General features: G+C 45.0%; 10 protein-coding genes and 1 tRNA gene. 6 read left to right on the top strand and 5 right to left on the bottom strand.

Features of this window, described 5'->3' with window-relative positions; all coding sequences use genetic code 11:
* Positions 1-43 precede the first annotated feature (43 nt).
* Positions 44-502 carry a hypothetical protein gene (locus tag H608_RS0120000; RefSeq protein WP_028789246.1) on the top strand — a complete coding sequence of 153 codons (459 nt, stop codon included), beginning with the start codon at positions 44-46 and terminating at the stop codon, positions 500-502.
* Between the two features lie 276 nt (positions 503-778).
* Entirely contained in the window at positions 779-1,648 is an 870-nt protein-coding gene (locus tag H608_RS0119995; protein WP_028789245.1) for a hypothetical protein, read from the top strand.
* A 430-nt stretch (positions 1,649-2,078) separates the two neighbouring features.
* On the opposite strand, the gene H608_RS0119985 is transcribed toward H608_RS0119995, so the two are convergent.
* From H608_RS0119985 to H608_RS0119975, 3 genes are read right to left on the bottom strand one after another with little or no spacing between them, the layout of a single operon-like run.
* Entirely contained in the window at positions 2,079-2,792 is a 714-nt protein-coding gene (locus tag H608_RS0119985) for a LytR/AlgR family response regulator transcription factor (protein ID WP_028789243.1), read from the bottom strand.
* A gap of 3 nt (positions 2,793-2,795) precedes the next feature.
* Positions 2,796-3,887, bottom strand: a complete 1,092-nt coding sequence (locus tag H608_RS0119980) for a sensor histidine kinase (protein WP_028789242.1) — start codon at positions 3,885-3,887, stop codon at positions 2,796-2,798.
* Between the two features lie 29 nt (positions 3,888-3,916).
* The gene (locus H608_RS0119975; protein WP_028789241.1) at positions 3,917-5,041 is read right to left on the bottom strand and encodes an LpxL/LpxP family acyltransferase; all 1,125 of its coding nucleotides are present in this window, start codon (positions 5,039-5,041) and stop codon (positions 3,917-3,919) included.
* Between the two features lie 581 nt (positions 5,042-5,622).
* Here H608_RS0119975 and H608_RS0119970 point away from each other — a divergent pair.
* Positions 5,623-6,348 (top strand): hypothetical protein, encoded by a 726-nt coding sequence (locus tag H608_RS0119970; protein ID WP_028789240.1) that lies wholly within the window; start codon positions 5,623-5,625, stop codon positions 6,346-6,348.
* Between the two features lie 16 nt (positions 6,349-6,364).
* Entirely contained in the window at positions 6,365-6,571 is a 207-nt protein-coding gene (locus tag H608_RS0119965; RefSeq protein WP_028789239.1) for a hypothetical protein, read from the top strand.
* Positions 6,572-7,333: 762 nt separating this feature from the next.
* Here H608_RS0119965 and H608_RS0119960 read toward each other — a convergent pair.
* On the bottom strand, positions 7,334-7,972 hold the full coding sequence (locus tag H608_RS0119960; RefSeq protein ID WP_028789238.1) for a CatA-like O-acetyltransferase: 639 nt from the start codon (positions 7,970-7,972) through the stop codon (positions 7,334-7,336).
* A 70-nt stretch (positions 7,973-8,042) separates the two neighbouring features.
* Here H608_RS0119960 and H608_RS0119955 point away from each other — a divergent pair, with 70 nt between their 5' ends.
* Positions 8,043-9,002 (top strand): helix-turn-helix transcriptional regulator, encoded by a 960-nt coding sequence (locus H608_RS0119955; RefSeq protein ID WP_028789237.1) that lies wholly within the window; start codon positions 8,043-8,045, stop codon positions 9,000-9,002.
* 255 nt (positions 9,003-9,257) lie between these two features.
* Here H608_RS0119955 and H608_RS0119950 read toward each other — a convergent pair.
* A tRNA-Leu gene (locus tag H608_RS0119950) sits at positions 9,258-9,339 on the bottom strand.
* Between the two features lie 258 nt (positions 9,340-9,597).
* On the opposite strand from H608_RS0119950, the gene H608_RS0119945 reads away from it, so the two are divergent.
* Entirely contained in the window at positions 9,598-12,852 is a 3,255-nt protein-coding gene (locus H608_RS0119945) for a reprolysin-like metallopeptidase (RefSeq protein ID WP_028789236.1), read from the top strand.
* Positions 12,853-12,879: the final 27 nt, after the last annotated feature.

Below are 12,879 nucleotides of genomic sequence, written 5' to 3'. Positions count from 1 at the left end.
ACGAGGGGATTTTATTAGCCTCACCCAAACCATCTATCTGCGTATGAAAAAAATAATTTTAGCAATTGTAACGCTTTTCCTGCTTGGGACAGCTCAGGCACAAGGGTTTATCAATCTGAGCAAAACCGGATCAAAGAACTATCTCGCAAAATTCAGTGCCAAAGAAAAACTTCAAACTGCCACTACCGAAACCGATTCAACGCTGACATTTTTTATAAGAGATTCGGCAAAACAAAATTTAGATCTGGTATTGCATTTTGATGCATCGGGTAAATGTTATAGGGAAACGCGCGTGCTGGGCTGCGATTCCTGTTATCAAAAAATGCTAAATAATACGCTGTCAAATAAAAGGTATCAGTGGAAAAAGGTGGATGATAAAACCTATGTCTCCAAATACTCAAAGGGCCTGGTGTTGACGCTGCTCGCTGAGGGGAATTTTTCTTTTGTGATTCAGCGGAGTGAGTTAGGGAGGAAGGAGTATAAGCGGTTGGGGAAGATGTGATTATTGTAAGGTATTACTGGCGAGACCAGAAATTATCGTTGGCTTTAGCAACTGTACGTAAACCTATGGGCTTTTAATACATAGTATTTTAGTTTAATTCTACTAATCCATTTTGTGTATCATGAGTGATTTTTTTAAAAGGTAGTAAAATTGTTAATACTGGTCGTTCTTCCGGAAAATAGAAATTGCTATAATTATGTTTAAGTAAGAAAGGGGCATTTTCCCCGTATTTGGGAAAAATAATTTATGCTAGTTTGCGGGTCTTAAACTTTATTTATGAAAAGATTAAAGCTCGCAGCAATTGCTGCTTTTACCATGTTATATATGGTCAATTGTACGAAACCAAGTAGTGAAGAATTAACAAACGAACAGCGAGACATTGTGCTATCGGCGCGAATAACAACAGGATTCGATGCAGGCGAAGTTCACAATGCAATGTTAGATTATTTTCTCGCAGAGATTCGCGCCGACTCCATAAACTTTTTCGATGGTTTAGATACTTCTAATTTTTACTCGAGAATTCCTGCTGCGTTTCTGAGTTATTCAATGGATTATTACAACGACAACAGCTTTTCTAGCTCTTTCAGTTCGGCCGGGCTAACACCTGCTGAAATTTCGACACTGGTCACAACAATTGAGGATTCGACTATTGGCTGGAGAAACAGCGAATCGGTATTCAATGATGCAAGCGTAGATTTTCTTGATGCCTTAGACGCTTTAGAAGTCGCGGTTGCTGACCACGGCTTCACCGAAGAATTGGATGGAGCTTTAGACAATGTGGTTGGCATGTATGGAGAGTTATTGACAGATTCTGCGGAAATCTTAGCTTTTCAATACGGTGTCAGCATAGGTAAGGCCTCCAACAGCTATTGGCTGGAAAAGATTGACAATTGGAATTCAACATGTTATACGGCCCTTGAAGGGGATGCCCGGGTTATGCGCAAAGCTCCACCCGATGAGGGAACTCTTTGGGCTGATATGGTCGGAGGGGTAAAAGGAGCTTATAAAGGAGCGAGAATTGGTGCTACATTTGGTAATGGCGCGGGACTTGCCGGTGGAGCTATTGTTGGTGTGGTGGCCGGAGCGGCTAGTGCATCAGGAATATCCTACTTATGGGATCGGGTGCGGAACTTTTTCTGGGGCTAATTAAATCAAATCAGATGAGTAAGACCGAATATAAACTTTGGGATTCCTGGACACTTGTCATGTTCATTATCCTCTTTGTTATTTCAGGAGTCAGTGCAGGATATGATAGTTTTTGGCAGATCGGAATTTCGATAATAGCCGCGATAATGGGTTACCTTATTTTTCGGAGACCAGTAAACTGGCTATTTACTTACCTGATGCGGAAATTTGTGATCAGGAATAAGGATAAAAAAACAATACAGGAATAGACAGAAGAGCCTGCCAAAATCGGCGGGCCTTTTTTTTAACAGCATTATTCCGCCAATGCATAATTTGTGTCAGCTACTGTCCGGAGCGGTAATTGCGGCTATGTCAGATTGTTCAGCGTGAGTCACAATGATAAGTTATAAGTCGTACCTAATACAAGAAATAGTTATGGTAAATGTCAGTCTCAGATCAGGTTTCCTTTTAATTTCTCTAAAAACGATTCTTTGTAATTAGCTCCGATAGGGATTCTCTTATCCTCTCTTTTCATGATAATTTCGTTGTTGTCCACCGCTTTTATATATTTTACTGAGACAATGTAGGATTTGTGAACCCTGATAAATCCACAGGTAGGAAGACGATACTCCAATTCTTTCAGACTCAGGTAGGCTAATGTTTTTTGCGGAGGGCAATGAAAGGATACATAATTATTCATTGCCTGGATGTAAACTATATCGTCAATATCTATTTTTTGAAGTTTTCCTCTTTCCCCGTGCTTGACTAGGATATAATCGTCTTTAATGGCTTCCACTGGTGTGGAGTGGCCGGTAATGGCGTCATTAACTTTTTGAACGGCAATTTTAAATCGTGCAAACTCAATGGGTTTCAGGAGATAATCGATTGCATTCAAATCATAGCTTTGAGCGGCATATTCAAAGTAGGCTGTGCAAAACACAATTTTAGTCATGTGGCCAATTTCTTTGGCCAGTTCGATGCCATCTTTCCTTTCCATTTGTATATCCAGAAAAACAACATGAGGCTTCTCGGTTTTAATCAGCTCGATTCCTGTCAATGGATTTGTCGATACTCCGACTAATTCCATTTCAGGCATCCGTTCGACAAATCTTGTTAAAACGGCAATGGCCGCTTTTTCATCATCTATTATAATACATCGAATCATAACTCAGGTTTTTAGGGATAATTCAATAGAATAAAACCCATTCTCAATCTTGGTCGAAAGGGAATGATTTTTTTTATATAAGACGTCAAGACGTTTTCTGAGATTGAGAATGCCTATGTTGTGCGAAGTGTTATGTGCACTCTTTTCTTTTATTTTGTTTTGGCAGTAAAAAAGAATTGCGTCTGGTAACAACGTGAGCCTGATAACAAGTGGATATTCGGGATCGCTGAAATCTCCATATTTAAAGGCATTTTCGACTATGCTGATCAACGATAAAGGTGGGAGCATCTGGTTTTGAATGTCCCCGGTTATTTGAAAATCTACCATATCATTTTGCTGATGCCGTATATTATTGATTTCAATTAAACGGTTAAGATTCTTCAGTTCTTTTTCAATTGGAACAGAATCGTTTTCATAGTTTATATTCTCGAAAGAATAGCGCATCATGCTGGATAGCTTGGAAATATTGGATGCTAAGGTTTCCGAGTATTCCTGCGCCTGCGAATACAAGGTGTTGAGTGTATTATGAAGGAAGTGAGGATTTACCTGGGCTCGCAAAAAAGCATATTCTATCTGAAGTTTTTCTTTTTGAGCGGTCAATTCCTGTTCTTTTAACCTTGCATTTTCCAAATCCTTTTTATATTTCTCCTCCTGGACCTGCCGCAACGCATGTTCTTTTCTGAAAAAACCTGCCACAACAAAGTATAAAAGTGCGTAGGAATAATATTGAGCGTATCCCAACACCGAGTATTTGATAAATTCTCTGAACTGGTCTTTTTTATATAACAGAACATTGGCAGAGGGCAATGCCCTATACATATATGCATAAGTCAAAACAGCGAGGATAAGAAATGTTCCAACGAAAGAAGCCACGCTAAAAAAAGGCCCTATCTTTTTATATCTGTTTATCCAGAAAACACTTGTATAAAATACTGCACAAAAAGGAAGCATGAACAGCACTGCGTGCCCGATTGTTATGGAAGGATTTGATAATTTATTGGCAGCATAAAGGAAGCCAATATAGACGAACCAAGCGGCGACATGGGTCGCAACTATCCAGAATTTTTTGTTCCCTCCTGGAAGAAATGAGTACATGGCTTCATAGTTAAGGTCAGGAATGAGAACTAAAGATAGTGTAATACCCCGTTTTCTTCAAGTTCGGCCAGAACTGCGGTTTCAATCTTCGTTTTATTTACCGGCATTTCAGCGCATTGCCTTAACTTTTTGTATAATGAGGTTTCTATTGGATAAGATGTATAGTTATTTTTTTTAAATAAAAACGATCTTTTGTCGATTTGGAACATTCCGTAATCTCTCAGGTTAAATTGCACATGTGTTCCGCTGGTCCGGCCTCTGCAAGGAGTGATAGGGTTGATTATATTCGCCACTTTGTGCAGGTATAGCCATGCCTCCCATTGTTCAGGATACCGATTGATCATGGGGGCTAGTATATCATAAAGTTTCTGTGTTATCTTCTGAGCGAACCGGTCTCTGTTTTCCTGCAGATTGGGATAAATAGGGGCATAGAATTTGATGCGAATGTCATCCCAGTCTGCTCTGTAACTAATGGCCGGGATAACCGGCACATTTGTGATATGAGCCAGGAATCCGATTCCTTTTCTCGCAAATAATTGTTGGTTGAGAAAGTTTATGAGGCAACTGTTGTTATTCCTAATAGTCGAAACGCCTGCGCCGGAATTGCCATCGATATATAGCAGAAGACTTTTCCCCTTTTTCAATTCACGGATCATTTGCAGTCCACTGTTTGGATTTTCCGCATCGATAATTGTAAGCCCTGTATTTTTATTTTTCTTTGTCAATGATTTATAGAGTGAGAGATAGCTTTCTCCTTCGGCGGCGATAATGCTACTGCCCAGTACAAGGGAAAAAGAAATGTTTTTTTGAACAAGTAATGAATTGATAATGCGATAGGAGCCTGTGTGAAACGTACAGATTATGGACGGTTGGGTTTTCAGCAGTTGCAATTGGTCATCAGTCAAATTCTCGCTGTATGAACAACCTGGAACGAAATCTGCTTGCTGTTCCAGTATACTAAGGCGTTGATGAGTCAATAATCCGGCGAATACCTGCTGGTGCTTTGCAGGGGGCATATCAGAAATATAGTTCGAAAGATTTGCGCTCGTCAGGGTATAGCAACCATACGTTATTTCGTTGGTCTGTACGATCGATCCGTCGTAATACTGCCTGATAATGGAATTGCGCTTTTGGGTAAACTCAGCTTTATTCATAAAAATGATTATAGGATGATATGTTGATAAACAGAAAAGGAATCTTTCTTAGATTCCTTTTCTGTTTACTGTTGATTTCCCGGAGGCATTGGTGGCTGCGTGTCGAAACAGCAGCTAATATCAAGGAAAGAATAAATTTCCGCAACTAACTTCCCATATTGGCTTTGAAGTTGATCAAGGCTTAGCGCATTGTTGAAAATTTCTCTGCTATTATTCATGTTGAAGGGTTTGGTTGTTAATTCCTGTTTCCGCAGTCATCTGAATCCAAATATCTTTTAGCCTTCAAGGCGCTCCGAACTTTTTATGTAAACGTATCGTTTGGCTTGGTAAACACATCGATAGTATATGTTGGGGTTTTCCTAAATGAAACATGGTAATAGCGTAACTGAGGGGTGTCAAAGCCAGGTCTTGTGCGGTATTTATAATTCTTTAACCTTTTTGATGGATTTCACATCGGCTAAGCAGGTGTTCACGTAATAAATGAAAAGCCGAATGAAAGATGAAGTAGTATTGTTTGGTTATGTCGCGGTTATTCATGTATAAAGAATGACAACGAGATCTTTAATCTTCAAACTGATCAAATGAAACCAAAATTAATTGCATTTACGTCGGCATTTGCCCTTATTGCAGCCCTTGTTCTTTTCTCCTGTCAAAAAAGCAACCAGCAATCTATCGAAGACAATCGTGAAGAACTCCTGTTTAAAAACGAGTCAAAGAAAAAGATGTCTGACTTTGTGATAGGAGGCAATATCGAAAAAGTCACGAGGATTGGATATGATAATTCGGTCTTGTCTTCTGTCAAGTCGTCTCCTGAATGGAAGGCTCTGACGGCAAAAAACAACATTCTTGTAAAAGATATAAAAAGGTCATACCTGTACAGTGGCGGTATTTCTCTCGTGACGATACCACTTGCTGCCGATAGGGGATCGAACCAGTACCTGAATGTTTATATCCAGGGCGAGAAGTTTTTAATCACCAAGCTGACGGAGACAAAACAGGAAAGCGGCTTGACAACCTATAAAATTCTATCATCTTCAGACGAGTTGTTCTATCAGTTCGATTTAAATGATAAAAATCAAATCGGGAATTGGAAATTCGTTAAAGATCTGCCGAAGATATTTGCAAGAGAGGCAGTTCTTGTGCCGGAAGAACCGGGCGGAGGAGGCTGTTCATCCAAACCTTTTTATGAGTGCATGAATTGTTTAATTGTCGGCGTATGTGGATCGGATTGGCTTTGTACGATTGCCTGTGGTCTGGCTATTCCAAGTTGTTTAGGCGGTGCCGCAGCCGTTTGTTTACTTGCATAAATAAAAAATAAGATACTTGAAAAAGCTATTTTTTTACTGGAAGACTGGTCGTTATGTTTTATGCGCCATTCTGGTTTTTTGGAGTTTTGTCCTGATTTTTAAAGATCGCGATTATACGGGGGCTCGGATACTACTCCTTATTGCTGCGATAGGAGTGTCTTCCACCTTATTTGTTGAGTGGTTTAAAAAAAATCGGACAGCGAAAGAAAAACCTGCTGAATAAAGTGCGTTCAGAAATTGTCCGTCAGCGGCAACTTATTTGACCGGGATAGACGGAGGATTCGAACGACCTGCTTCAATAACGTGAATACCGCTAACGGGACTTAGCATCCGGTCAGGCTTGCTTTTTTTAACTGCACTGGCAGGATTGTTTACCGGCTTTGAATTGCGGGCACTGGCTTCAATGCCTCAATCAGAAAGCCCTGCAGGTTAGTTTATCTGCGGGGTTTTTTCTGTACGTACGCGGAACACCCAGCGCCGAAGCTTCGGCGTGTGCCCGAACCGTCTCAATTTTCCGCTCCCTGGTTCGTGTATACACGAACCAGGGCATAAGAGCTGGAAACAAAAAGCCTCCACATTTCTGTGAAGGCTTCTGTGCCCATTCCGACCATTCGGAGCCGAAACTTCGGCGTGTGCCTGAGCCGTCTCAACTTTGCGCTCCCTGGTTCGTGTATACACGAACCAGGGCATAGGAGTTGGAAACAAAAAGGCCTCCACGTTTTTTGACTCCAGATATGAAATAATACATCGTGGATTTCAGGACTATTTAAATCGTCTTATTGGCACTGCACAAGCAGCCGATGAAGATATATTTTGAAGATTCACGAATGCATTGCCTCACCATTCTCACTCTCGTTCCTTTCAATCATCATATACCGGTTGAATTTTTTTCTGGTATGATGGATCCTGACTGATCTTCATGCCAATGCCAACCGAAGTAGTTTACAAGGCATGATCGAATTCCATAAACATACAACCAATCCGGCTATCTCACTTCCATCTTCTCCTGGAATAGCTGTATAAATTGATCGACGTGCAATCCGTCTACCAATCCGTGATGCACATGTACAGATATGGGCAATAGAACCCGTCCATTCTCCTCGGATAATTTGCCAAAAACAATTTTAGGGACGGAGTCTGCCACGCCAAGACGCTGTGCATGTTGCACGCTCGTAAACCGGATCCCGGTCAGCACAGAATAATGAATGATCGAGTCCAATGCTGGTGCCGGGCGAAGGCCGGAGTTCATTTTTTCTTGTCGCAGCGCTTCACCAGCCCCTGCTGCAAATTCCTTGAATTCGGGATGATAGTCAAAATAGGCAAATCCGAAAGTCTGGTCGGTTCGGGATACAGTCACTGATCCGGATATGGAGGAATATTCAACCGGGCCATCCCGGTTGATTCGCTGCCGGAATTGTTTGACCGAGTTGGCTGCATACAGGGATTTATGCAGGTAATATAGAAAAAAATTCACGCCAGCCATCTTGCAATAATTATAGGCACTTGTGCAATTGATCTCAGTAGTAAGTCCCCAAAACGGTTGCTCGAATAAGCCGAAGAATGCATAATGGTCTTTTCGTTTCCAGGTAGAGAGGTTTATTTTATATTTGTTATCTGTCAGCATGCCGGCAAATTGCCGCTAATGCCGGAGAAGGGATGCGCATAAAAGGATTTTTAACATACCTGGACGGATTATGTTCCATATACAAGGCAAAGAATTTATTGAACTCATTCCCCGTTCGTTTGGCGGTAACCTGGCTATCTGCGAGTCAACATCCCATCATCCGGGTTATTTTAGCTCCTCCACCTGCACGACCAGGAATGAATATTTTGATATTCTTTATTTCACTTGCCGGTTTTATCAGGACATTCGTGTCGATGCCTTGGAAGATATAACGCATGTCAGTCTTCACTTTCAGCTTCGCGGCCATTCCGATGCGTGTATCTCCGGGCTAAATCAGCCGCTGGGCATGAAACCGAACGTTCATAACCTGTTAAATTGTGTAGCGCCTGTAAGCGACTTTATCTTTCCCCAACAGGACCACTATGAATACATTTGCGTCGGTCTTAAACCATCCTTCTTTCAATCAATACTCGAGGGATGCGGGGAGATCGGTGATGAACTGCTGAGGAATGCTGCTCATCAAAAACCGTTTGGCCTTTTTAAAGAAAGCATGACCACCGATTTTCACCAATTACAGGTACTGCGGCAATTAAAAGACGCACCCATCGCCGACTCTCTGAAACCTGCTTTCCTCCTCTCGAAAGTTCGCGAGCTTACCTTGTTAACGTTGGGAAGGTCTTCGAAGCCGGACGCTATAAGCGGATTAAATAAAGAAGACATAAACAGATTACATGCTGTACGGGAATACCTTTCGCTGAATTTCCTGCAAGCGCATAGCCTGGAACAGATCAGCCGCACCTTTCTCCTGAATGAATTTAAACTCAAAGCGGGTTTTCGTAAACTGTTTAATACAACCGTTTTTGGGTTCATCCATGAGCTACGGATGAGTCATGGGCTGGAGCTGATACAGGCTGGCGGGTACTCGATCGCCGATATCTCCTTGAAGCTGGGCTATGAAAGCGAATCTTCGTTCAGGCGTGCCTTCAAATTATTCTTCGGAATAAGTCCTGCTGCGGTTAGAAAAGGATGATAGTTGTGCAATATAACAGCAGCATCGTCCTGAGGCCTCGGGACCTAAGCTGCTGCGTGTGCTGGTGCTGTCTCCACTTTCCGCTCCTTGGTTCGTGTATACACGAACCAAGGTATAAGGGCTGGAAACAAAAAAGCCTTCACATTTTCTGTGAAGGCTTCTGTGCCCACTCCGACCATTCGGAGCCGAGACTTCGGCGTGGATTCGAACCATGTTTCAAACAAAAAAGCCTCCACATTTCTGTGAAGGCTTCTGTGCCCAGGACTGGATTCGAACCAGCACACCTCGCGGCGCTGCCACCTGAAGACAGTGCGTCTACCAATTTCGCCACCTGGGCGGTTTCGAAAGGGGATGCAAAAATAAGGGGAAATGAATTTATTTCCACGCTTTTATAGCAAAAATTTCTTCCCCTCCGCCCGACCCCGCGCCCAGCCTCATTCACCGCCTTTTCACCCTCCACCAACACGCACTCTTCCGCTTCCCCACCGCATTTTTAGCACCCCGCAAAATCACGCAAAAGTACCTAACAAGCGTTCGCGTTACCGGTGTACATTCGGAATCACGTTCACATACACACACTAAACCAATCAACTGTATGAAAAGATCATTACTCCTGCTCAGCCTCGGGCTGATTACGGCAGGCGCAGCCTTTTCCCAGCAATCCGGCTGGAGACGCGCCACAACGCCCACCAACGAGTCCGCACTTTTCAACAACCGCTATCGCCCCGCCAGCTACAGCCTGCTGCAGCTTGACGAACAGCAGTGGCAGTCCCAAATCCGCCAGGCCCCTTCAGAATCTACCGTCAGCGCCCGGCAGTCTTCTTTCATTATTTCCCTTCCCGACGAAAACGGACAACTGCTTTCTTTCCGTGTTGTCGAGGCGCCCGTAATGGATCCGGCTCTCGCCGCACGCTATCCCGGTATTCAATCTTATGCCGGTACCGGCCTCACTGACCCGTCGCAAACTGTGCGCTTCAGCACCGGTACCGACGGCTTTCATGGCATGATCCTCCGGCCCGGACAGCCCACCGTTTATATCGATCCGGTAGGCGAGAACAACCGTTATTACGTCAGCTTCGCCCGCAGTGCCGCCCTCGGCGATCGCCATTTTTCCTGCGAAACACCCGAGTCCGCTGTCACCGATAATCCTCCGCTGACGGCTGGCAGAGCCGCTGATGACGGACGCCTGCGCACGTATCGTCTCGCACTGGCTTCTACCGGAGAGTATTCGCAGTATTTTCTCAACGGCACCGAGACCACCGATGCCCAACGCAAGGCCAAAGTGCTCACGGCCATGAACACCGCCATGACACGCGCCAATGCCATTTACGAACGCGATATGGGCATTCGCATGGTACTCATCGCCAACAACGATGCGATCATTTACCTCACCGCGTCCACCGACCCTTGGACCAGCGAGTACAATATCAAAACACAACAAACCATCGATGCCGTGATCGGTAATGCCAATTACGATATCGGTCACCTCGTGCACCGCGGCAGCAACAACGGTAATGCCGGTTGCATCGCCTGCGTTTGTAAAACACATAACGGCAGCACCAACCCCAATACATTTGTGGGTAAGGGTGGAGCATTCACGTCGCACACCGCACCCGTCGGTGATCCGTTTGTTGTGGATTATCTCACACACGAAATGGGACACCAGTTTGGCGCCAACCACACCTTTACTTTCAGTAATGAAAGCGGCACAGCCAGCCAGTTTGAGCCAGGCAGCGGTTCCACTATCATGGGTTATGCAGGCATCACCGGTGCTACCGACGTGCAGCCGCATAGCGATGATTATTTTCATGCGCGCAGCATCGAACAGATTTCTGATTATATCAAAAGCAGCACGGGCGGCGGCGCTTGTCCCACCGTCACTATCACCGGCAATACCGCTCCGGTTGCCAATGCAGGTGCTGATTATGTTATTCCCCGCGCTACTCCTTTTACGTTGACGGGTTCGGCTACCGATGTGAATGCGGGTAATGTGCTCACTTATACCTGGGAGCAAATGAATGCAGGTACATCGTCTACAACCAATCCCAGTACCACGGCTACTTCCGGCCCGCTGTTCCGTTCGCGCACCGGCACTACGGATCCTTCGCGCACGTTTCCTGTCCTGAGTTCTATCCTGGATGGAACCAACGGAAACCAGTGGGAACGTCTTCCCGGTGTAGCACGTACACTCAACTTCCGGTTGATGGTGCGTGACAACAATGCCGGTGGTGGCAATACAAAAGATGATGATATGATCGTAACCGTTAACGGGAGCGCAGGACCTTTTGCCGTTACCGCACCCAATACAGCGGTTAGCTGGTCCACCGGTTCAAGCCAGACCGTTACCTGGAGTGTAAACAATACCAATGTTTCGCCGATCAATTGTGCAAACGTGAAGATCAGCCTGAGCACAGACGGCGGTCTTACGTTCCCGATCGTATTGGCTGCCAGCACGCCCAACGACGGCTCGGAAGCGATCACGGTGCCGGCCAATACAACCGGCACGGCGCGTATCAAAGTGGAAGCCGTGGGCAATATCTTCTTTGATATTTCCAATGTAAACTTTACGATTACAGGAGGATCTTCCTGTGCGGCTCCGGGTAGTCTGGCTTCTTCCTCCATCACCAGCAGCGGCGCTACGGTGTCGTGGGCTGCCGTAAGTGGCGCCGTGAATTATACGGTAGAATATAAAACAACGGCGTCCGGCACCTGGACAACCGCCGCGGCTGCTACTACTTCAACGTCTGTGTCTATTGGTAGTCTTACCGCTGCCACAACATACGACTGGCGTGTACGTACCAATTGCAGTGGCGGTAGCAGCACCTATGCTGCTGCGCAATTCACCACGACCGGATCGGGTGGATGTGTAGCTGCATACGAGTCGAACGAAACGATTGGTGCAGCAGCTTCTATTCCGGTGAATACCGTTGTTTCAGCAGCCATCGGCAGCAGTACAGATGTTGATTATTATAGTTTCGCCGTCAGCAGTGTGAGCAACCTCGCTGTTACCTTGAGCAACCTGCCGGGCGACTATGATCTTTACCTGTACAATTCAGCCGGTACGCAGATCGGCAGTTCCATGGCAAGTGGTACCAGCAATGAATCTATCAGTCTTGCCAGCCAGGCAGCAGGCACGTATTATATCCGTGTGATCGGTTACAGCGGTGCATTCAGCACATCGGTATGTTATAACCTGAATGCAGGTGTAACGGCCGTTTCCAGCAGTTGCCCGGGTACGTACGATGTAAGTACAAATGGTACTACGTCGGGTGCGGCTACTATTCCGCTGAATACGGATATTAAAGGATTGATCAATCCTGCAGGGGATGTAGACTACTATCGTTTTGTGATCACCACAGGTGGCACGGCCACTGTTACCTTGAGTACATTACCTGCGGATTATGACCTGCGTCTTTACAGCAGCAATGGCACAACGCAATTGGCGCTTTCACAGAATGGAGGAACATCCAGCGAAACCATCAGCCGCACCTTTACGGCGGGTACGTATTTCTTGCAGGTGTATGGTTACAGCAATGCGTCGAATGCGACGAATTGTTATACACTGCGTGTACAAACAGGTACAGCATCACGCGCCGGTGAAATGATCGTGGGCGAGCAACGTGCAGAAGTGTATCCGAATCCTGTTGTGCGCAGTACCTCCGTTAATTTAAAAGGATTGAAAGGAAGTGCGGAACTGAGTGTGGTGGATGCCCAGGGCAAACAGCTCTGGCAGGCCTCAACCAGCCAGTCGCTGACAGAGATCGATATGCAGAAATGGCCGGCGGGTCTTTATCTGCTGCGGGTGAGATATAATGGAAAAGAGGAGACGTTTAAATTGCTCAAACAATAAGGAGGAAATAAAAAAACGGCTGCTTCG

This window comes from Terrimonas ferruginea DSM 30193 (assembly GCF_000425585.1).
In the GTDB taxonomy this organism is placed as follows: domain Bacteria; phylum Bacteroidota; class Bacteroidia; order Chitinophagales; family Chitinophagaceae; genus Terrimonas; species Terrimonas ferruginea.
Note: the sequence above shows the minus strand (reverse complement) of the source record. Positions and strands in the feature narration are given on the sequence as shown.

Coding starts and splice junctions, on each gene's coding strand:
- H608_RS0120000 (WP_028789246.1), top strand. CDS start 44: ATGAAAAAAATAATTTTAGCAATTGTAACGCTTTTCCTGCTTGGGACA.
- H608_RS0119995 (WP_028789245.1), top strand. CDS start 779: ATGAAAAGATTAAAGCTCGCAGCAATTGCTGCTTTTACCATGTTATAT.
- H608_RS0119985 (WP_028789243.1), bottom strand. CDS start 2,792: ATGATTCGATGTATTATAATAGATGATGAAAAAGCGGCCATTGCCGTT.
- H608_RS0119980 (WP_028789242.1), bottom strand. CDS start 3,887: ATGTACTCATTTCTTCCAGGAGGGAACAAAAAATTCTGGATAGTTGCG.
- H608_RS0119975 (WP_028789241.1), bottom strand. CDS start 5,041: ATGAATAAAGCTGAGTTTACCCAAAAGCGCAATTCCATTATCAGGCAG.
- H608_RS0119970 (WP_028789240.1), top strand. CDS start 5,623: ATGAAACCAAAATTAATTGCATTTACGTCGGCATTTGCCCTTATTGCA.
- H608_RS0119960 (WP_028789238.1), bottom strand. CDS start 7,972: ATGCTGACAGATAACAAATATAAAATAAACCTCTCTACCTGGAAACGA.
- H608_RS0119955 (WP_028789237.1), top strand. CDS start 8,043: ATGTTCCATATACAAGGCAAAGAATTTATTGAACTCATTCCCCGTTCG.
- H608_RS0119945 (WP_028789236.1), top strand. CDS start 9,598: ATGAAAAGATCATTACTCCTGCTCAGCCTCGGGCTGATTACGGCAGGC.